Origin of the sequence: Rhodopseudomonas sp. BR0M22 (genome assembly GCF_010907035.1) — a bacterium.
In the GTDB taxonomy this organism is placed as follows: domain Bacteria; phylum Pseudomonadota; class Alphaproteobacteria; order Rhizobiales; family Xanthobacteraceae; genus Rhodopseudomonas.
Genome location: NZ_QUMK01000008.1, coordinates 52,958 through 73,796, shown reverse-complemented (window position 1 = coordinate 73,796; position 20,839 = coordinate 52,958). Strand labels below are relative to the sequence as shown.

Annotated in this window: 18 protein-coding genes; 11 read left to right on the top strand and 7 right to left on the bottom strand. The window is 65.4% G+C overall.

Annotated elements, in window-relative coordinates:
* Positions 1 to 16: 16 nt before the first annotated feature.
* Positions 17 to 688, bottom strand: coding sequence for an SDR family oxidoreductase (locus DY468_RS04170; RefSeq protein ID WP_164602647.1), 672 nt, complete (start codon positions 686 to 688; stop codon positions 17 to 19).
* A gap of 8 nt (positions 689 to 696) precedes the next feature.
* Positions 697 to 2,136 carry a heme anaerobic degradation radical SAM methyltransferase ChuW/HutW gene (gene hutW / locus DY468_RS04165; protein ID WP_164602645.1) on the bottom strand — a complete coding sequence of 480 codons (1,440 nt, stop codon included), beginning with the start codon at positions 2,134 to 2,136 and terminating at the stop codon, positions 697 to 699.
* Positions 2,137 to 2,468: 332 nt separating this feature from the next.
* Between hutW and DY468_RS04160 the strand changes: the two genes are divergently transcribed.
* The 6 genes from DY468_RS04160 (at position 2,469) to DY468_RS04135 (ending at position 6,609) form a co-directional block, all read left to right on the top strand.
* Entirely contained in the window at positions 2,469 to 2,672 is a 204-nt protein-coding gene (locus DY468_RS04160) for a hemin uptake protein HemP (RefSeq protein WP_164602643.1), read from the top strand.
* A complete protein-coding gene (locus DY468_RS04155) occupies positions 2,669 to 3,643 on the top strand; it encodes a heme/hemin ABC transporter substrate-binding protein (protein WP_164602641.1) in 975 nt (324 codons plus the stop codon). The genes DY468_RS04160 and DY468_RS04155 overlap by 4 nt, the downstream gene beginning before the upstream one ends.
* Positions 3,640 to 4,722: a FecCD family ABC transporter permease gene (locus DY468_RS04150; RefSeq protein WP_164602639.1), complete on the top strand. Its 1,083-nt coding sequence runs from the start codon at positions 3,640 to 3,642 to the stop codon at positions 4,720 to 4,722. The genes DY468_RS04155 and DY468_RS04150 overlap by 4 nt, the downstream gene beginning before the upstream one ends.
* Complete coding sequence (locus tag DY468_RS04145) at positions 4,719 to 5,525, top strand: heme ABC transporter ATP-binding protein (protein ID WP_164602638.1); 807 nt, start codon at positions 4,719 to 4,721, stop codon at positions 5,523 to 5,525. Before DY468_RS04150 ends, DY468_RS04145 begins: the two co-directional genes overlap by 4 nt.
* Before the next feature lie 206 nt (positions 5,526 to 5,731).
* Positions 5,732 to 6,214 (top strand): flavodoxin FldA, encoded by a 483-nt coding sequence (fldA, locus tag DY468_RS04140; RefSeq protein WP_164602636.1) that lies wholly within the window; start codon positions 5,732 to 5,734, stop codon positions 6,212 to 6,214.
* Positions 6,193 to 6,609, top strand: coding sequence for a DUF2023 family protein (locus DY468_RS04135; protein ID WP_164602634.1), 417 nt, complete (start codon positions 6,193 to 6,195; stop codon positions 6,607 to 6,609). Before fldA ends, DY468_RS04135 begins: the two co-directional genes overlap by 22 nt.
* Positions 6,610 to 6,853: 244 nt before the next feature.
* On the opposite strand, the gene cynS is transcribed toward DY468_RS04135, so the two are convergent.
* The 4 genes from cynS to DY468_RS04115 all read right to left on the bottom strand — a co-directional run bounded on the left by cynS (position 6,854) and on the right by DY468_RS04115 (position 10,624).
* Positions 6,854 to 7,342 carry a cyanase gene (cynS, locus tag DY468_RS04130; protein WP_110785074.1) on the bottom strand — a complete coding sequence of 163 codons (489 nt, stop codon included), beginning with the start codon at positions 7,340 to 7,342 and terminating at the stop codon, positions 6,854 to 6,856.
* Positions 7,343 to 7,385: 43 nt separating this feature from the next.
* Complete coding sequence (locus DY468_RS04125; protein WP_164602632.1) at positions 7,386 to 8,273, bottom strand: ABC transporter ATP-binding protein; 888 nt, start codon at positions 8,271 to 8,273, stop codon at positions 7,386 to 7,388.
* A 5-nt stretch (positions 8,274 to 8,278) separates the two neighbouring features.
* Positions 8,279 to 9,118: a nitrate ABC transporter permease gene (gene ntrB / locus DY468_RS04120; RefSeq protein WP_164602630.1), complete on the bottom strand. Its 840-nt coding sequence runs from the start codon at positions 9,116 to 9,118 to the stop codon at positions 8,279 to 8,281.
* 120 nt (positions 9,119 to 9,238) lie between these two features.
* On the bottom strand, positions 9,239 to 10,624 hold the full coding sequence (locus tag DY468_RS04115) for a CmpA/NrtA family ABC transporter substrate-binding protein (RefSeq protein ID WP_164602628.1): 1,386 nt from the start codon (positions 10,622 to 10,624) through the stop codon (positions 9,239 to 9,241).
* Positions 10,625 to 10,786: 162 nt separating this feature from the next.
* Between DY468_RS04115 and DY468_RS04110 the strand changes: the two genes are divergently transcribed.
* On the top strand, positions 10,787 to 12,712 hold the full coding sequence (locus tag DY468_RS04110) for a sigma 54-interacting transcriptional regulator (protein WP_164602626.1): 1,926 nt from the start codon (positions 10,787 to 10,789) through the stop codon (positions 12,710 to 12,712).
* A 42-nt stretch (positions 12,713 to 12,754) separates the two neighbouring features.
* Here DY468_RS04110 and DY468_RS04105 read toward each other — a convergent pair whose 3' ends face one another.
* Positions 12,755 to 13,330 carry a helix-turn-helix domain-containing protein gene (locus DY468_RS04105; protein ID WP_164602695.1) on the bottom strand — a complete coding sequence of 192 codons (576 nt, stop codon included), beginning with the start codon at positions 13,328 to 13,330 and terminating at the stop codon, positions 12,755 to 12,757.
* Between the two features lie 262 nt (positions 13,331 to 13,592).
* On the opposite strand from DY468_RS04105, the gene DY468_RS04100 reads away from it, so the two are divergent.
* The 4 genes from DY468_RS04100 (at position 13,593) to DY468_RS04085 (ending at position 20,694) form a co-directional block, all read left to right on the top strand.
* The gene (locus tag DY468_RS04100) at positions 13,593 to 14,225 is read left to right on the top strand and encodes a response regulator transcription factor (protein WP_164602692.1); all 633 of its coding nucleotides are present in this window, start codon (positions 13,593 to 13,595) and stop codon (positions 14,223 to 14,225) included.
* Positions 14,226 to 14,314: 89 nt separating this feature from the next.
* Positions 14,315 to 14,701, top strand: a complete 387-nt coding sequence (locus DY468_RS04095) for a response regulator transcription factor (RefSeq protein ID WP_164602624.1) — start codon at positions 14,315 to 14,317, stop codon at positions 14,699 to 14,701.
* 34 nt (positions 14,702 to 14,735) lie between these two features.
* Complete coding sequence (locus DY468_RS04090; RefSeq protein ID WP_349644241.1) at positions 14,736 to 19,826, top strand: trifunctional serine/threonine-protein kinase/ATP-binding protein/sensor histidine kinase; 5,091 nt, start codon at positions 14,736 to 14,738, stop codon at positions 19,824 to 19,826.
* Between the two features lie 166 nt (positions 19,827 to 19,992).
* The gene (locus tag DY468_RS04085; protein WP_164602621.1) at positions 19,993 to 20,694 is read left to right on the top strand and encodes an alpha/beta fold hydrolase; all 702 of its coding nucleotides are present in this window, start codon (positions 19,993 to 19,995) and stop codon (positions 20,692 to 20,694) included.
* Positions 20,695 to 20,839 lie beyond the last annotated feature (145 nt).

Here is a 20,839-nt window from a genome sequence, read left to right as displayed (position 1 = left end):
CATCGCACGCCGCGACTTACGCCGCGACGGCGAGATCGAATTCGGCGATGTCCGCCGGCTCTGCCGGCAAGGTGGTGCGATCGACCGCCGACAGCACGCGGCCGATGCTGGCCGGCGTCGCCAGCGCGTCGAGCAGCAGCGTCGCGAGGTCGGCCCGTGCGATCCGGCCGTGCACGCGCGGGTCGTCGTACAGCGCCCCCTGCCCGGTCGGTTCGCCGTCCGTGAGCCCGCCCGGCCGCACGATTGTCCAGTCGAGCGCGCTGTGCCGCAAATAATCTTCGGCGCGGGACTTGGCGTCGAGCACCGGCCCGATCGCCGCGATGATTCGCTCCGATGCATAGGCTAGGCTGTCGCCGCAGGCGAGCGACGACACCTGCAGCACGCGCCGCACACCGCAACTCGCCGCGGCGTCGGTGATCGTGTTGTTGCCGATCTCGTCGATCAGTAGCGCGTCCGGTCCAGTGCCGCCGATGGTCGAGATGATCGCCTGCGGCTTCAACCCGTTCAGCACCGCCGCGACCGAGCTGCGATCAGCAAGATCGACGCTGGCAACACCGGCAATGCCGTTCAGCTCGTTGAGCCGCACCTCGTCCCGCCCGGCGGCGAACACCGTCCAGCCGCGCCCCGCACCTTGCGTGACAAGATGCCGCCCAGTACGCCCGGTGGCGCCAAAGATCACAACACGCATCTGTCCTCTCACATCGTCGCCGCCGTCGACAGGCCGGCCGTCAGCCCGCTGGTCAGATTGCTGATCCAGAACGATCCGGCAAGGCTCGGCGAAAATCCGTCGCCCTGCAATTCGCCCAAGCCGGCCGCCGTCCAATTCGCCAGCAGCGGCGTAACAGCGACGCGGAATCCCGGCCGCAGCGCTTCGACCGCGGCCAGATCGAGCCGCCCGGTCTCGAGCCCCGCGGCGATCATCGCATGCGCGGCATGATCAGGCGGCACCAGCGCCAATCCCTCGATCGGCGCACGGTTTTGCGCGATCATGTCGCGGCGCTGCGCGATGTCGATGACGTTGCGCCAGCGATGGCCGTGCGCCTGACCGCCGGCGCCTGCGCCGAACGGCAGGCAGGCGACGCCGCGCTTGATCGACGCGTTGTAGCGGTTGCGCTCGCGCAGCGACCTGACCAGATGCGACTGCGACACCTGCAGCCAGCCGTTCTCGGTCAGCCGCTCGACTCCCTCGGCGTAGAGCCGCGCCTGTGCGGCCGGAGTCGCCGGCCGCGGCAATTTGCCGTTCTCCACCGCACGCGCCATCGGCCCGCCCGGAAACATGTTGAGCGCGTAAAGCGTGACACCGTCGAGACCGATGCGGCCCACGGTGTCGATGTCGCGCCGCCAGTCGGCGTCGCTCTGCCCCGGCAGCCCATAGATCAGGTCGCACACCACCGAGGTGCGGCCGAGCGCCATCAGCTCGGAGAGGAACGCCGCAACCTCCTCACCCGTGCGTTTACGGCCGAGCCGCCGCCGCACGTCGGTTGAGAAACTCTGCACGCCGATCGACAGCCGGTTGACGCCGGCATCGGCGAGCCGTGCAGCTTTGGCGATATCGAAACCGTAGGAACGCCCCTCCAGCGTGATCTCGCAATCGGAGCTGAGCGGCAGGTAGCGATGCAGCGCCTCGATCAACCGCGACAAATCGTCCGCATCAAGCGCCGACGGCGTGCCGCCGCCGATATAGATCGCATCGATCGGCGCGCTCGCGATCAGCGGGGAATGAGATTTCGCCGCCAGCTCCGCGATCAGATCATCCACATAGGCCGGGCCGGCCTCGGGCCGCCAGACGTTTTCGAAGAAGCCGCAGAACAGACAATGGTTCTGGCAATACGGGACGTGCAAATAGGCCACGGCCGTCTCGCTGCGCGGCGTCGCGAATACCCGCTCGATCACCACGTCGGCATTGTCGGCATCGATCGGCCGGCTGCCGCGCCACGGCGGCGAGAACGCCCGCTTGCCGAACGCCTCGGTGAGCGGATCGCAGCCGACCCGCACCAAGTAATCCCCAATCGATACAGGCTTGAGAGCCGCCGGATGGCCGGCGCCGTGCCCCCGTAGGCCGCCATGCCCTGGGTGACTGCCGTGCCCGCCATGCGCCGGCGCAGCGATCCGATCGCCCTGCTTCGCCTCAGCCATTCTCACCGCCCGCGCTCCATCGTCCAACGGGCAGCAGCGCCAGCCGCGCCCGACGCAACGTCAGCCGACGCATGCGCGTGCGAGTAGCTGGCCGGCCCGACCATCCGATCACACTCGTAGTTTGCAGAAGTTGCTGGCGGGCGCTGCGAAACGCAGGGAGCTGGCTGGCGCACCACAAGGCACAGTTCGGCCTCGCGTTCCTTGAACGTTACGATGCACCGCAGCGCTCGCTCAAGCGCCGATCACGCCGTTTATAGTAATTATAAGACACATTTTCGGATCACCGCTTATAACCAATCGCTCACGTCGAACTCAGAACAACCAGAAGCGGTATGATGACAACATCCGATCGATTGGGCGCAGATCCTACGCAGGCCGTCGCGAGCCCGGGTGGCGCGCGCGCCGTCAGCATCGTCGGCAACCAGATCGACAGCCGCGACCTGTTCACGATGGATCGGGAAATCGTGATCGCACACGGCGACGACCGCTACCGCCTCCGCCTCACCTCGCAGAACAAACTGATCCTGACCAAATGATCGTGCTGATTACTTTTGCGTGCCGCCGCCGCGCCCTGCTCGCCGCCGCGCTCCTTGCCTGCGCAACCGCGCTGCCGGTGCACGGCGCCGAGCCGGTCAAGGTCACCGACGCGCATGGCCACGATGTCGTGGTCGCCGATTCCTCGCGCACGCTGTCGATCGGCGGCGCGATCACCGAAGTGCTCGCTGATCTCGGGCTGGAGAAGCGGATCGCCGGCGTCGACTCCACCAGCGTGTATCCGCCCGAAGCGGTCGCCGGGAAACCCAATGTCGGGTACTTGCGCCAGCTGTCGTCGGAAGGCGTGATCGGTCTCAATCCGACCCTGATCCTGGCGATGGACTATGCCGGGCCGAAGCAGACCATCGATGCGATCAATTCGGCTGGCATTCCGATGGTGTCGGTGCCGGAGACGTATTCCGAGAAGGGGCTGCTCGACAAGATCGCGCTGATCGGCCACGCGATGCAGGCGGACAAGGCCGCCACCTGTCTCGCCTCCGCGGTCGGCGACGATTTCGCAACGCTGCGCAAGCTGCGCGCGGCGATCACCACGCCGGTGCGGGTGATGTTCGTGATGTCGCTGGTCAACGGCCAGGCGATGGCCGCCGGCCGCAACACGGCGGCCGACGCGGTCATCGCGCTCGCCGGCGGCGTCAACGCGATCGACGGCTACGACGGCTACAAGGCGATCAACGAAGAAGCGATCGTCGCAGCCCGGCCCGACATGGTGCTGACGATCAAGCGCGGCCGGGATTCGTTCGAGGCCGATGCGTTCTATGCCCATCCGGCGTTCGCACTGACGCCGGCCGGGCAGCACCGCGCCTTCCTGGCGATGGACGGGCTGTATCTGCTCGGCTTCGGGCCGCGCACACCGGCGGCCGCGATCGAAGTCGCGTCGAAACTGTATCCGCAGCTCGCAGCAGAGGCCGCCGGCTTCAAGCCGAAGGCCACCACGGTCGATTGCCGCTCATGAGCGTGCTCGCACTGCATCGCCGCGATCGCACCGGCGCGCCGCGCCCGCCTGCGGGGCTGGCTTTGGCAGTGCTCGGTATGGTGCTGATCGCCGCGATGGCGCTGGCATTGACGGTCGGCGCCGCCGGCATTCCGCTGTCGCGCCTGCCCGCCGCACTCGGCCTGTCCGGCGCCGCGACCGATCCCATCACCACCCGCGATCAGCTGGTGCTGTGGTCGATCCGGATGCCGCGCATCCTCACCGCCGCGATCGTCGGCAGCCTGCTCGCCGCCGCCGGCGCGCTGATGCAGGGTCTGTTTCGCAATCCGCTGGCCGATCCGGCGCTGGTCGGCGTCTCGAGCGGCGGCGCCTTCGGCGCGGCCGCCTCGATCGTGTTCCTGGAGCATGTGCTCGGCCCGCATCTACGCGGCCTGCAGGAATATCTGCTGGCGTTTGCCGCCTTCGCCGGCTCGCTGGTGACCACCATCCTGCTGTACCGGATCGCGAGCCGATCGGGCCGCACCTCGATCGCACTGTTCCTGCTCGCCGGCCTAGCGATCGCGGCGATCGCCAATGCCGGGCTCGGCGTCCTGGTGTTCGTCGCCGACGATCGACAGCTCCGCGACATCACCTTCTGGATGCTCGGCTCGCTCAGCGGCGCCAACTGGCCCAAGGCCGCCTCCACCGCCTCCGTACTGCTGATCGCGCTGCTGGTGCTGCAGCGCCTCGCCGGGCGGCTCGATCTGTTGGTGCTCGGCGAGACCGAAGCCTATCACAGCGGCGTCGATGTCGAGCGGCTGAAGCGGGTCACGATCGTGCTGGTGTCGGCAATGGCCGGCGTCGCGGTCGCGGTCGCCGGTGTCGTCGGCTTCGTCGGCATCGTGGTGCCGCATCTGCTCAGGCTGGTGATCGGCCCGTCGCATCGGCTGCTGCTGCCGGCCTCGGCCTGCCTCGGCGCGGTGATGCTGCTGATCGCCGACACCGTCGCGCGGACCATCGTGGCGCCTGCCGAGATGCCGATCGGCATTCTCACCGCCGCGATCGGTGCGCCGTTCTTCCTCGCCATCCTGCTGCGGCAGCGCAAGCTGGTCGGCCCATGAGCGGCGTGCTGAAAGCCGAGGCCGCCTCGTTCGCGCTGCCCGGAGCCGTGCTGGTCGACCGCGTCGATCTCAGCATCGCGCAAGGCGAACTGGTGGCGATCGTCGGCCCCAATGGCGCCGGCAAGTCGACACTGCTGCGGATGCTGTCGGGTGATCTGCGCCCGACCTCCGGCACCGTGTCGCTGGACGGACGCGCGCTCGCGGACTACTCGCCGCGCACGCTCGCCGCCCGGCGCGCAATGCTGGCGCAGCACACCACCGTCTCGTTCCCGTTTTCGGTCGAAGAGATCGTGGCGATGGGCGCCGACATCGATCCGCGCAAGGCGGCACCGCTGTTCGACGCAGCTCTACGCGACGTCGGCCTCGACCAGTTCCGCCACCGCAACATCACCACGCTGTCGGGCGGCGAGCAGCAGCGCGCGCATTTCGCCCGCATCCTGGTGCAATTGTGGAGCGGCGAAGCAGACACCGGCCCGGGCCTGCTGCTGCTCGACGAGCCGACCTCCAGCCTCGACATCCGCCACCAGCTCGATCTCGCCGAGACCGCGCGGCGCTGCGCCCGCCGCGGCACCACCGTGATCGCGATCCTGCACGACCTCAACCTCGCCGCCCGCTTCGCCGACCGCATCATCGTGCTGAGCGGCGGCCGGGTCGCCGCCGACGGCGCCCCCGCCGCAGTGCTGCGTCACGAGCTGATCGCCGAGGTGTTCGACGTGGCGCTCACCGTCAACACCGACCGCGCCGGCCAGCCCTTCGTGCTGCCGGAACTGGCGGACGCTCGCCGCAGCGCTGCACACGCCTGACAGAGCGCCACACCGCCTCTGCGTACCACCTGACACACATTCTAAATCGTCGCGGCCCCGATCGGTCCGGTTTTGGACCAGTTCAATTTGTTCGTCCGCGCCCTGCCGCTTAGCTTGGATGAGCGCGGCGTTATCAAACGATCGCCGCGACAACGATTACCACCAGAAATCACTTTTCATCGTTCGCAGCGAAAGACCGACAGCCTATGAGCGTCAACGTGATATTCGGCTCCGATTCCGGCGTGACCCGCTCGATCGCCTCGCGCATCGCCAAACGAATGCAGGGGCGCGCCGTCGATATCAAATCCGCCTCCACCGCCGATTTCGAAACCTGCAGTCTGCTGATCCTCGGTGCGCCGACCTACGGATTCGGCGATCTGCAGGCCGACTGGGAAGCCAACATCGACAAGCTCACCTCCGCCAATCTGACGGGGAAGAAGGTGGCGCTGTTCGGCACTGGCGACCAGACCAACTACCCGGACAGCTTCGTCGATGCGATGGGGCTGCTCTACGACCACGTCGTCGATCTCGGCGCCGACGTCGTCGGATTCACCGACACCGCCGGCTACGACTACACCGCGTCCAAAGCCGAGCGCGACGGCCGCTTCGTCGGCCTCGCCCTCGACGAGGACGGACAGTCATCCAAGACCGAAAAAAGGATCACCGAATGGATCAGTCGTCTCACATGAGCGCCGCCACCTTGCAGATCTTCCAGCATCACCTCTACGAGCTGTCGAAGGGCATGCGCCCGCTCGCGATGATGACGCTGCCGGCGGTCGACGCCACCGCGATCGTGGCACGGCTGCGCACCGCGGGCATCGCCCATCACGTCCACGAAGCCTGCCAGCATCGCATCAACGTGGTGTTCGGCGTCGCTTCGGCGGTGCGCACGGTGCAGGGCTTCATGACCGGGCCGCTGTGTAATCTGTCGGCCGAGCACGACTTCATGCTCGGCATCCTGCTCGGCTACGACCGCGAACTGCAGTGCCACCGCTTCCTCGCCCGCAGCGGCGGCGATGTGGTCGATCCGGTCGCCGAGCCGACCCATACCGTAGCGCCGAACGAGCCGGTGCTGATTCACTGACGAACAGCGGTGGATCGCCGCTCGACCATGTGCCTGCACGGCCCCTGGTCCGCAAACGCTATCCGTGATGGGAGGCGTCGCTCCCACCCCTCACGTCATCGCCCGCGCAGGCGGGCGATCCAGTATCTCAGAGCGCTGGTTGATCCGTCGTGCGCTCGCGAACAACTCTCTGCGATACTGTGTCCCCCGCCTGCGCGGGGGACGACGACGATTGGCGTCAGGTGCTGTTCGACGGCTTCGCGCCTCACTCCTCCTTGAAGCCGTATTCGGCGTGGTTGCCGGTGGCGCCGTAGTATTTGTACGGCAGGAACTTGCCGGACATCGAGAGCTTGACGCGGTCGCCCTTCGGGTTCGGCAGACGTTCCATCACCATGTCGAAGTCGATCGCCGACATGATGCCGTCGCCGAACTCCTCTTCGATCAGTGCCTTCCAGGCCGGGCCGTTGATCATCACCAGTTCGTAGAAGCGGTAGATCAACGGGTCGGTCGGCGGCATGGTGAGGCCCTCGCCGCGCATCGGCACCTCGTTGAGCATCGCGGTCTCCACCGCCGACAGCCCGAACAGCTCAGCCGCCTTCGCCGCCTGCGGCTTGGTCAGCTTCATCTGACCGAGGATCGCGCCGACCACCAGCACTTCGGAATGGCCGCCGATGGTCTCGCAGATGTATTTCCAGGTCCAGCCCTTCTCGCGCTTGATGTCGAGCAGCTTCTCGGTCAGGTCGGCTCGTTTCATGGTCGGTCTCCTTGTGAGGTGGGGGATCGGTGGGTGGTGGGGATCAGCGCGCGTTCGCCTGCAGCGGCACGACCGAGGCATCGTCGATGCCGGGACGCACGATCGGCACATGCAGCGGATCGTGGTTCGGATTGCTGCTGGTGAAGGTCTTGCTGCGCGTCACCAGGAAGTCGACGATGTGGTTGCGCAGGCCGTAGTAATAAGGATGCCGATGCAGATCGATCCGAGCGCGATCCTTCGGCAGCGGGTTCTCGACGATCTCGGCGATCACCGCGCCGGGGCCGTTGGTCATGAGGTAAATCTTGTCGGCGAGATACATCGCTTCGTCGACGTCGTGAGTGATCATGAAGGTGGTCTGCCCAGTCTCCAGGCAAATCCGCCGCACCTCGTCCTGCAGCGAGCCCCGGGTCAGCGCGTCGAGCGCCGAGAACGGCTCGTCCATCAGCATGATCTTCGGCGTGATCGACAGCGCCCGGGCGATACCGACGCGCTGCTTCATGCCGCCGGACAGTTCCGAGGGCCGCTTGTTCTCCGAACCGGTGAGCCCGACCAGATCGATGAAGCGCTGGACGTGAGCCCGGACCTTGGCCTTGTCCCAGCCGCGCCACTTCGACGACACCGCGTAAGCGACGTTGCCCATCACGGTGCGCCACGGCAGCAGCGCGTGGCTCTGGAAGATCACCGCGCGGTCGAGGCTGGTGCCCTCGATCGCCTGGCCGTCGACGATCACCGCGCCCTCGGTCGGCTGGTCGAGGCCGGCGAGAATGTTCAGCACGGTGGTCTTGCCGCAGCCGGAGTGGCCGATCACGCAGCCGAATTCTCCGCGCGGCAGCGACAGCCACAGGTTCTCGAAGATCGTGGTCTGGCCCCCGCCCGCGGCCGGATAGCGCTTGGCGATCGCTTCGACGGAAATGAACTTGTCGTTCGTCATCTGGCTCACTCCGGAAACGTGACCATGCGGGTGAACCGCGCCAGCACCTGATCGAGCAGCATGCCGACGATACCAATGGTCAAGATCGCAATGATGACATTGGTGATCGACAGATTGTTCCACTCGTTCCAGACGAAGTAACCGATGCCGGTGCCGCCGACGAGCATCTCGGCGGCGACGATCACCAGCCAGGCGATACCGATGGAGATGCGCATGCCGGTGAGAATGGTCGGCGCCGCGGCCGGCAGAATCACAGTGAAGGCGCGGCGCACCGTGCCGACCTCGAGCGTGCGGGCGACGTTGATCCATTCCTTGCGGACCGAGGCGACGCCGAACGAGGTGTTGAGCAGCATCGGCCACACCGAGCAGATGAAGATCACGAAGATCGCCGACAGGCTGGAATCCTTGATGGTGTAGAGCGCCAACGGCATCCAGGCGAGCGGCGAGATCGGCTTCAGCACCTGAATGAACGGATCGAGCGCCTTGTTCATCAGCGGCGACATTCCGATCAGAAAGCCGAGCGGGATTGCGACGGCCACCGCCAGCAGATAGCCGATCATCACCCGTGCGATCGAATAGCCGAGCTGAATACCGAGCCCTTTGTCGTTGGGCCCGTTGTCGTAGAACGGTCGCTGAATGTGCTCCCACAGCTTGGCGCCGACGTCGAACGGCCCCGGCATTGCCGACTTGCCCTGGGTCGCGGTCGCCCCCATCAGCGCCGCATATTCCGGACTCATCTTGGCGACCTCGCCGCTGCCGCGCGTCGCCAGATGCCAGGCAGCGATGAAGCCGCAGAACAGCAGGATGGAGACCATCGCAGCACGGAGACGAAGGGATTTTGTCATGACGTTCACCGATCCACTGTGGTCCGGCGCTCCAGCGCCCTGTCCGCGGCGCTGCAACGTCGAACGCTGTCGCGGGCGAGCGTCGTACCCCGGCGTGTCCGGAGCACGACGCGAGCCCCGCTAGGACGCCTTCTTGATCTTGAAGCTGGCGAGATACTCTTCAGGGTTGGAGCCGTCGAACGACTTGCCCATCACCGAGAACGACCGCGTCGTCTTGTCCGGCGGCGTCAATCCCGCCTCCTTCATCAGCTTGGCGGTGTCGGTCGCCAGGTAGACCTGCTCGGCGATGCTCTTGTAGTCGATGTCGCCCTTGACCTGGCCCCAGCGCTTCATCTGCGTCATGATCCAGACTGCGAAGGACTGCCACGGGAACGGATCGAAATCGATCCGGTTCGGCTGCTTGACGACGTTGCCGAGACCGTCGGCGTAGGTGCCGGTGAGGATCTGCTCCAGCACGATCGCCGGCTGGTTCAGGTAGTTGGCCGGCGCGATCGCCTGGGCGATCTCCTTGCGGTTCTCCGGCTTGTGCGCGTAGGCGGTCGCTTCGATGATCGATTTGAGCAAGGCGCCGTAGGTGTTCGGCATCGTGGTGACGAACTCCTTCGAGGCGGCGAACGCGCAGCACGGATGGCCTTCCCAGATGTCCTTGGTGAGAATGTGGATGAAGCCGACGCCGTCATAGACCGCGCGCTGGTTCATCGGGTCCGGCGCCAGATAGCCGTCGATGTTGTCGGCGCGCAGGTTGGCGACCATTTCCGGCGGCGGCACAGCGCGGATCTGGACGTCGACGTCGGGATCGATGCCGTGCTCTGCGAGATAATAGCGCAGCAGATAATTGTGCATCGAGTAGTCGAACGGGACGGCGAACTTGAACCCCTTCCAGTCCTTCGGGTTTCGCCGGTCCTTGTGCTTCATCGCCAGGGTGATGGCCTGGCCGTTGATGTTCTCCACCGCCGGCATGGTGTACGGAATCGGATTCGATCCGACCCCCATGGTGATCGCCAGCGGCATCGGCGACAGCATGTGCGCGGCGTCGTATTCCTTGTTCAGCGTCTTGTCGCGGATCACCGCCCAGCCGGCGGTCTTGATCACTTCGACATTGAGGCCGTACTTCGCATAGAAGCCCATCGGATGCGCCATGATGATCGGCGTGGCGCAGGTGATCGGAATGAAGCCGACCTTGAGGTCGGTCTTCTCCAGCGGGCCGCCCGCGGCGAACACCTCGGCGGCGGTCTGCAGCGGGAAGAACTGCGACACCGCGGCGAGCGCCGTGGCCGCCCCGACCGACTTCAGGAACGCGCGGCGCGACGCATCCTGCGGAAACATCGCCCGCATCACCGCCGAGGCGACCACCCCCTCGAACCGCTTCTCCTCACCCTGCGTCACGGCGAGCTGCAACGAGGCCTGTTCGGCGGCGTGCTCGGCTTCGGTCGCATGACGACCGCAACTACAACCTGTGGTATGCAGCCGGCGATTGGGATCGAACGGATTGTCGAATGTTGACATGGGACCTCCTGCGCTGACGTCGGGACCAAGTTCGCAAGGAGCGTGCCAACCGCAGGATCATCGCCGGATGCGACGATATGGGCGCATTCCAATGATTGCCGGATACGAAATCTCGTAATATACGGAATTTCGTAGTCGAGTTACGAAATCTCGGAGCGCCCAATGGACCTCTCGTCGCCTTCCGCGCTGACGTCCTCAATTGATCCGTCGTTGCGGGCCTCCGTGTTCGACGGCGCGATCGAGGCGGTTCTGCTGATCGACCCGGCATCGGACCAGATCGTCGACGCCAATCGCGCGGCCTGCGATCTGCTCGGCTTCGACTACGACACCTTGCTGCGGACCAAGTTCAGCGCGCTGCACGGCTCGCAACTGCCGGCCCTCGTGGTGTTCACCCAGGCGGTGTTTGCTAAGGGCACCTATTGGAGCCACGCGCTGACGCCGACCCACGCCGACGGCGCGCAGCTTCGGCTGGAATACGCCGGCAAACACCTGTCCTACCGCGATCGGTCGCTGCTGCTGCTGACGATGAGCGACCTCGAGCAGCGCCGGCGACGCTATGTCGATGCCGTCGCCGACGACTACATGCGCGACGGTCTGCCGGCCTGGCAGCGCGTCGAGCGCGTATTTCAGAACATCGAACGCGAGAACCAGCTGATCCTGCGCGCCGCCGGCGAAGGCATCTACGGCGTCAACGCCGAGGGCAAGACCACCTTCGTCAATCCGGCCGCAGAGCTGATCCTGGGCTGGTCCGCCGATGAATTGGTGGGCAAGGAGATGCACGCCATGGTGCATCACAGCCATCACGACGGCCGGCACTATCCCGGCCAGGAGTGCCCGATCTATGCGGCGTTCCGCGACGGCGCGGTGCACACCGTCGACGGCGAAGTGTTCTGGCACAAGGACGGCAAGCCGGTCTGGGTCGAGTACACTTCGACGCCGATCCACGACCGCAGCGGCGTGGTGGTCGGCGCGGTGGTGGTGTTTCGCGACGTCAGCCAGCGCCACGAAGCCGACGAGAAGCTGCACGCCGCGCTCGCCGAAGTCGACCGCCTCCGCGAGCGGCTGCAGCTCGAAAACGATTACCTGCAGGAAGAAATCCGGATCGAGACCAATCCGCGCGGCATCATCGGGCAAAGCGAAGCGATCCAGACCACACTGCGCCAAGTCAAGCTGGTCGCGCCGACAGCCGCGACGGTGCTGATCACCGGCGAATCCGGGACCGGCAAGGAGCTGATCGCACGCGCGATCCACGAAGCCAGCACGCGGCGCGACCGTCCGCTGATCAGGGTCAACTGCGCGGCGATCCCGCGCGAATTGTTCGAGAGCGAGTTCTTCGGTCACGCCCGCGGCGCCTTCACTGGCGCAGTGCGTGATCGCATCGGCCGTTTCGAGCTCGCCGACGGCGGCACGCTGTTTCTCGACGAGGTCGGCGAAATTCCGCTGGAGCTGCAGAGCAAGCTGCTGCGCGTGCTGCAGGAAGGCAATTTCGAGCGCGTCGGCGAAGAGCGCACCCGCAATGTCGACGTCCGCCTGATCGCCGCCACCAACCGTGACCTGAAGCGCGAGGTGCAGCGCGGGCACTTCCGCGAGGATTTGTACTTCCGGCTCAGCGTGTTTCCGATCGAGTCGGTGCCGCTGCGCGATCGGCGCGAGGATATTCCCTTGCTGGCGCAGCACTTCCTCGCCAACGAAGCCCGCGAGATGAAAGCCGAGCTGCGCTTATCACAAGGCGACGTGCGGCGGCTGATGCGCTACGACTGGCCCGGCAACGTTCGCGAACTGCAGAACGTGATCGAGCGCGCCACCATCCTGGCGCAGAACGGCCGGCTCCGGATCGACCTGCCGGAATCGGCGAGCAGCCACGCCGCAGCGAGCGCCGGCCGCCACAAGCCCGATGCGCAGCCTGCGGTGATGACCGCCTCCGACCTTCGCAGCCTGGAACGCGCCAACATCGTCGCGGCGCTGCGCGCCTGCAAAGGCAAGGTGTTCGGCGACGACGGCGCCGCGGCGATGCTCGACATGAAGCCGACCACGCTGGCATCCCGGATCAAGGCGCTCGGCATCGCCTCGCCGCGAGGACAGGCGTAGGCGGCAATGGCCTTGAAGCTCCGCCGCGCAGATCATCGCGGCCTACATTGAAGCAACCCGAGCCGCCTCGCCGCGCCCGACGGCCGGGCTGGGACGATCGTGCCATTCGCGCCGCCAGGCGTTGGGCGTGTTGCCGGTATAGCGGCGGAAGATCCGCGACAGATGCGCCTGATCGCTCAATCCGCAGGCGAGCGCGATCTCGGACAGCGGCAAGTCGGTGGTGCGCATCAACTGCTTGGCACGGGCGACGCGACGCTCCAGCACGAAGGCTCGCGGTGCTGCACCGGTGCTCCGACGGAAAGCCCGGGCAAAGTGCCCCGGGCTGAGACCGATCAGCTGCGCCAGATCGCGGATCAGCAGGCTCTCGCCGAGGTGCTGGTCGACATGCAACAGGACCCGGTTGAGCTGCCAGCGGGCAAGTCCGAGCCCAGGCGCTTGATCGGCTCGCTCGGCGGCCGCTTCTGGGGCATGGCGCGCCTGGACTTCCCGCAGCAGCAACGTGGCGCGCGCCAGGCACGCACGGGCAGCAAACGGATCATCCTCGACGGCGTCGGAAGCCTCTTGGAGCATCTCCGCCAGACAGGCAAAGGCCTCTGTCGGGCTGGCTGGGGAGGTCATGGCTCGGCCTGGGGTTGTCAGCTTCGTTGACAGGGATTGAACGACCACTCGGCAATGCGTTGAAGTCGGACCAACGTGCGTTGCGGTGGTGCATTGGTTTCACCGCCAGCAAACCAAGGTTTGCCTTGCGCTTTTGACAAGAAACCGAATAGCCGGTTGGCTTCGGCGTCGATCGACGCTGGCTTCGGCGCTGAAAACTGGATTGCCTCCCAAAGCTCGATTAGGTTTCAGCTGTACGGAATCAGAGGACGCAGACCCCTTGATGGCTTCCCTCCCCTGTCCCCTGATCGTCGTCGTCGATGACGACGCCGGCATCAGAGAAGCACTGGAGGGACTGTTCAGGTCCGTAGGGGATGAGGTGGCGCTGTTCGGCTCGGCGCAAGATCTGCTGACGGCGGGCGTTCCGCCCGACGCCAACTGCCTGATCCTCGACGTCCGCCTGCCCGGCACCAGCGGACTGGACCTGCAGGACATGCTGTCCCGGCTCGAGGTTCGGATCCCGATCATCTTCATGACCGGCTATGGCGATGTGCCGATGACGGTGCGCGGCATGAAGGCCGGCGCCGTCGACTTCCTGACCAAGCCGTTCCGCGACCAGGAAATGCTGGACGCGGTGTCGGCGGCCGTCGCGCTCGACCGCCGCCGCCGCGAGGCCGAGCGCAAGCGCAGCGAGATCGTGCAGCGCTTCGATGCGCTCACGCCGCGCGAGAAGCAGATTTTCGAGATGGTCGCCGCCGGATCGATGAACAAGAACGTCGCCGCCGATCTCGGACTGAGCGAAATCACCGTGAAGATTCATCGCGGCCGCGTCATGAAGAAGATGGGCGCCCGATCGCTCGCCGATCTGGTGCGAATGGCCGAAGTTCTCGCGCTGCGCGCCGGTGAAGCGACGTAAAACCATCGTATGACTTATCATGCAGAAACGGGTGCCGCAGAATTTCCTCGACGTCGGCTCGTGCTGCATCACTCTTGAGGATGGCAGAAATGACCATCGGCAAGATCGTTACGGTGATAGACGACGACGAAAGCGTCCGCATTGCCATTGAGGGACTGATCCGCTCGCTCGGACACACCGCGTGTGGCTTTGCCTCGGCGCAGCATTTCCTCACCTCCGAGGTTCGGTCCGAGACGTCCTGCCTGATCACCGACGTACAGATGGCCGAAGTCAGCGGCCTCGACCTGCACGCTCGCTTGGCAACCGAAGGCGGCGCGCCGCCGGTGATCTACATCACGGCGTTCCCGGACGAGCGGATCGAGGCCCGAGCCCGATCGCTCGGTGCGATCGGATTTCTAAGCAAGCCTTTCGACGCCGAAACTCTGGTACACTGCATTCAGCGCGCGCTGGCATCCGGCCCTGATGGCCGAACCTGATTGGCGGGCCGAGCAAAACAACTGGATCGGTGCCGTGAAACAGATCGACGCCCCGATGGAGTTGGTGCGGCGCGAAGGCGGCTTCAGTGTCTTTCGGCGCCGAGCCGACAGCATGGCTCCGCCCAGCCTCGTGGTGATGGCCGATCTCGACGATCCGCCGGCGGCGCAGCAGCTCGCCCGCGAATTCGCCCTCACCCGCGATCTCGATCCTGACTACGTCCTCCGCCCGCGCGACCTGGTGACGATCGACGGCCGCACCGCGCTGATCATCGACGATCACGACGCCCAGCCGCTGACCGAGAAGCTCGGGCAGCCGCTGCCGGTGGCGCGGCTGTTACGTTGGGCCATCGGCATCGCCCAGGCGCTCGGACACATCCACGGCAAGGGCCTGATCCACCGCAATCTGAGCCCGGATGCGGTCTGGGTCGATCCGTCCGACCAGGTTTGGTTGACCTGCCTCGCCTGCGCCTCGCGGCTCCACCGTGAGCGGCCCGACATCGTCGGGGCTGAGATCAGATCTGCGACCTACATGTCGCCGGAGCAGACCGGGCGCCTCAATCGCTCGATCGATTCGCGGAGCGATCTCTATGTGTTCGGCATCCTGCTCTACCAGATGCTGGCCTCGGGCAGTCTGCCGTTCTTCGCCTCGAGCCCGGGCCAATGGATTCACTATCACATCGCCCGCAAACCAAACCCGTTGCCGAACGCTTCTGCGGCCACGATGGCGATCGAACGGATCGCATTGCGGCTGCTCGAGAAATCCGCCGACAACCGTTACCAGACTGCGATCGGCGTCGAGCGCGATCTGCGTGCTTGCCTCGCCGCCTGGGAGACCTGCGGCACAACCGCCGGCGTCCGTCTGACCGAGCACGACGCCGCAGGCATCGTCCGGATGCCCGAGAAGCTGTACGGCCGCGAGACCGAGATCAACGCGATCCTGTCCGCCTATCACCGCGCAGCCTCGACCGGCACCACCGAATGGGTCCTGATCTCTGGTTATTCCGGCGCCGGCAAATCATCGGTGGTCAATGAGCTGCGCAAGAGTCTCGCGCCGACCAATGGCTGGTTCATCGCCGGCAAATTCGATCAGTACAAGCGCGATATCCCGTTCGCCACGCTGGCCCAAGCATTTCGATCCCTGGTACGACAGATCCTCGGCCTCGACTGCGGAGAGTTGGACCAATGGCGCACGGCGCTGCAGGAGGCCGTCGGCGAGCACGGCGAGCTGATGGTCAATCTCGTCCCCGATCTCGCTCTGGTGATCGGCGATCAGCCGACGCTGCCGGACTTGCCGCCGCAGGAGAGCAAGAGCCTGTTCGAGGCCGTGCTGGCCCGCTTCCTCGCCGCCATCGCGCGCGCCGAGCATCCGCTGGTGCTGTTTCTCGACGACCTGCAATGGCTCGACAAGGCGACCTCCGAATTTCTGGTGCGGCTGGCGCAGGACATCGACACCCGTCATCTTCTGGTCGTCGGCGCCTACCGCGACAATGAGGTGGACGATGGCCATCCGCTCTCCTGCGCGCTGGCCGAGATCAGGCACAGCGTTTCGCATATCGAGGAGATCCGCCTCGCTTCGCTCGGCGCAGACGACGTCTGTGCGCTGGTCGCCGACGTTCTGCGCGCCGAGCCGGACCACGTCGCTCCGCTGGCGGCGCTGATCCATCGCAAGACCGGCGGCAATCCGTTTTTCGCGATCCAGTTCTTTTCGTCCCTGCTCGACGAGCAGCTCGTCAGCTTCCATCTGATGCACCACGAGTGGATCTGGAACGTCGATCTGATCGACGAGAAGGGCTTCACCGACAACGTCGTCGATCTGATGAGCCGCAAGCTCCACCGGCTCCCAGCTCGAACCCGGGAGGTGCTGCAGACGTTCTCCGCCCTCGGCATGAGCGCCGAAGCGTGCCTGCTGGCGCAGCTCCGCGACATCACCGTGGAGGATGTCCACGAGGCGCTGAAGGACCTCGTCGCCAACGAACTGCTGCTCCGCACCGAGGACGATTACCGCTTCGTGCATGACCGCGTGCGCGAGGCCGCTTACCGGCTGATCAATGCTTCGGATCTGCCGGCCGAGCATCTCGCCATCGCACGGCACTTCGCCAACACCGTTCCAACCTCGTCGGACGCCCTCTTCAGCATCGCCAACCACTACAATCTCGGCGCCCCGCTGCTGTCGTCGCGCTCGGAGATGGTTCTGGCGGCAAGCTACAATCTCGAAGCGGGCCGCGCGGCCAAAAAGGCGATCGCCTACAGTTCGGCGCGGGTCTATCTCGCGGCCGCGCTTTCCCTGCTCGGCGAGGAGCGATGGACCGGGCAGCCCGATCTGGCCTACGACGTCGAATATCTGCTCGCCGAATGCGAGTTTTTGACCGGCGCCCTGATAGAAGCTGACGAGCGGCTGCGCCACCTCGTCACCAAAGCGCGTGGCGACGTCGCAATTGCCGCCGTGGTTGCCCTGCAGATCACGCTCTACACCGCGATGGATCGCAGCGATTTGGCGATCGAGGCTTGTCTCGGATATCTGCACAATGTCGGCATCGTCTGGTCGCGGCATCCGGATCGCCAGGAGGCCAGCGCCGAATATCGACTGCTGACCCAGCGCATCGGCAGCCGCAGCATCGAGTCCCTGCTCGATCTTCCGACCTCGACGGACCGCTCGCGATCGGCGGCGCTCTCGGTCATGACGGCAGCGCTGGCGCCCGCGTTCTTCACCGATCTCAACTTGGTGTGCCTGCTGCTGTCCCGGATGGCCAATCTGAGCATCCAGCACGGCAACACCGACGCCTCGGCTCTCGCCTACGCGTATCTCGGCATGGTCGTCGGCCCCTGCTTCGGCGACTACGCCACCGCGCTCAAATTTGGCGACCTCGGGCTCCGCTTGGTCGAATCCCGCGGCCTCAGCCAATACAAAGCGCGCGTCCATCTGACTTACGGCGCTCATGTGCTGCCCTGGGCCCGCGCGCTCAACGAAGCGCAACCCTATCTGCGCCGTGCGTTCGAGGAAGCCAACGAGACCGGCGATCTGACTTATGCGGGGTTCTCGTCCTGCACGTTGATCACCAATCGACTGTCGGCCGGCGACCCGCTGGACGAAGTCGAGGTCGAGGCCGCCGCCCGGCTTGCGCTGATGAAGCGCGCAAAATTCGGCTTGATCGTCTACATCATCACCACGCAGCTCCAATTTCTGCGGTCGCTGCGCGGCGATACCGATGCGCTCGGCTCACTCAGCAGCGAGGGCTTCGATGAAGACCAATTCGCCAGTGAGCTTGCAGCGAACCGCAGCCTCGACATCGCATTGTGCTGGTTCTGGATCCGCAAGATGCAGGCGCTGTACTTCGCCGGTGATTACGTCGCGGCATTCGCAGCGCTGCGCAAGGCTCAGCCGCTGCTGTGGAGCACCGTCGGTCATCACGAATATTCGATCTACTATTTCTATGTCGGCGTGATCAGCGCCGCCAATATGGATTCGGCCACGCCTCCGGCGCCGCATGTCGAGCTGGCCGAACTCCTGGCCGACGCGCATCGACAGATGGCCACCTGGGAAGTCCACAATCCCGAAAACTACAAAGGAGCGCGTGCACTGCTGGAGGCCGAGATCGCGCGGCTGCAGCACCGCCCGTTCGAGGCGCTGCGGCTGTATCAGCAGGCGATCTCGTCGTCGCACCGCGGCCGGGTCTCACAGGTCGAAGCCATCGCCCATGAACTCGCGGCCTGCTTCTGCCGCCAGCAGGGACTCGACACCGCCTACCACGCCCATCTCGCCAAGGCGCGCGACGGCTATCAGCAATGGGGCGCCTTCGCCAAGGCCGCGCAGATCGATCGCGTGTATCCCGACGTCGCCGCCGCGCTTTCGGCATCGGCTCAGGTTCCCTCCAGCATTGCCGAGAGTTTCGATCTCGCCGCGGTGCTGCGCACCTCCGAGGCCGTCTCCAACGAATCCGGCGTGCCTCGGCTGATGGAAACCCTGATGACGTTGGTGCTCGAGCACGCCGGCGCGCAACGTGGTCTGCTGATCCTGCCGCAGGACGACGATCTGTCGATCCGCGCCGAAGCCAGGACCGCCGCAGCCGGGATCGAGGTCGCCCTACGCGACGACATCGCGTCGACCGACGAAGTGCCCCGGTCGATCGTCAACCTCGTCGCCCGCACCGGCGAAGCAATCACGATCGACGACGCTCTTGGCAGCCGATTTGCCGACGACCCTTACGTGGCGCGGCTGAAGGCGAGGTCGATCTTGTGCCTCCCGCTGATGAAGCGCAGCAAGCTGATCGGCATTATTTTCCTGGAGAACAACCTCACCGCCGGCGTGTTCACGCCGGGCAAGCTGTCGGTGCTCAAGCTGCTGTCGTCGCAGGCGGCGATGTCATTGAAGAACGCTTTCCTCGAAGAGAAGGACGCGCTGGTCGACGCCCTGCAGAAATCACAGTCCGAATTGATGCGAATGTCGCGGCTGACCGCAATCGGCGAATTGGTGATTTCGATCGCCCATGAAATCAATCAGCCGCTCACCGCCATCATCACCAATGCCGACGTCTGCCTGCGCTGGCTCAACAACGAACAGCCGTCGCTCGCCGAGGCCAAGAATGCCGCAAGCCGGGTGATCGAAAACGGCCGCCGTGCCGCGGACGTGGTTCAGACCATTCGCGGGCTGGCGGTGAAGTCGACGCCGCAAATGGTGCCGGTCGACATCAACGACGTGGCACGGGAAATCCTCTCGATCATTCAGAGCGAGCTGCGCCACCACAATATCCATCTCGAAATCCGGCTGGACAGCGGCGATGCTGTTGTTCTCGGCAATAAGGTTCAGCTCCAACAGGTGCTGCTCAACCTGACGATGAATGCGATCGAGTCGATGGCGACGATCGAAGGCCGCCGGATCCTCACGGTCGCCAGCGACACCAGCGATCCGGCCAACGTAACTGTCAGCGTCACCGATAACGGCCTCGGCTTCGATGATGATCGGATCGATCAGCTGTTCGAGGCGCTGGTCACCACCAAGCCGCAAGGCATGGGGATGGGCCTGTCGATCAGCAAATCGATCGTCGAAGCCCATGGCGGCCGGCTGCTCGCCACCTCGCTGAAACCGCACGGCGCGCGTTTTCAGTTCACGCTCCCGCGACCGGCTTAAATCCGGTTACCGCGCGGTTCAGTCCAGGCGAGTATCCGAGCCTGCCCGACGACGACGCGGGTCCATCATCCGAACATCCAAGTTCTCGTGCGAACCGACAAGAGCCGGAGGCACAGAGGCCGTAGATCAGGCTGGCTGAGATGCAGTCTTAATCAGGAGTCACGCGATGCCCGGTTCATCCTCTCCCACGGTGGTTCTGGTGCATGGCGCCTGGGCCGATGGATCGAGCTGGCGGCTCGTGATCCCGCATCTCCTCAGCCGGGGCATTCCGGTGGTCGCAGTGCAGAACCCGACCACGTCCCTCGCCGCCGACGTCGAAGCCACAAGGATCGTGCTGGATAGCATCCAAGGCGACGTCGTCCTGGTGGGCCACAGCTGGGGCGGCGCTGTGATTACCCAGGCCGGCAACGACCCGAAGGTCAAAGCCCTCGTCTTCGTTGCCGCGCTGCCGCCGAAGGTCGGCGAGTCGGTCGGCGATCTGGTCGGCTCGCACCCGCCTCCGCCGGGCCTGAGCCAGATCGTCGACGACGGCCATGGCCATCTCAAGCTCAGCGAAGCAGGCTGGATCAACGATGTCGCGCAGGATCTGTCGCAAGACGACGCGCGCGTGCTGGCGGTGCTGCAGCCGCCGCTGCCGACCACCACCTTCGCCGACAAGATCACCAAGGCGGCATGGGAAACCCGGCCGAACTGGTACATCGTCTCGACCGACGACCGCATCGTCAGCATCGAGCTCGAACGCGAACTCGCCGTTCGCCTGAATGCCAAGACCACCGAGCTGAAGGCTAGTCACCTGTCCATTCTGTCGCAGCCTCAGGCTGTCGCGGACGTGATCCTCGACGCCGTACTCACTGTCGCAGCGGCGTGAGAGCGTGTTCTGCCAAGCACCTCGATATGGAAACCAACAATGAGCAGCCCTGATCAGGAAGATGTGGCGCGATCGTCACGAGCGCCGACTCCCCGCGCCCTCCATATCACCCGACGCGATGCGATCGTGGGTGCCGCCTGCATCG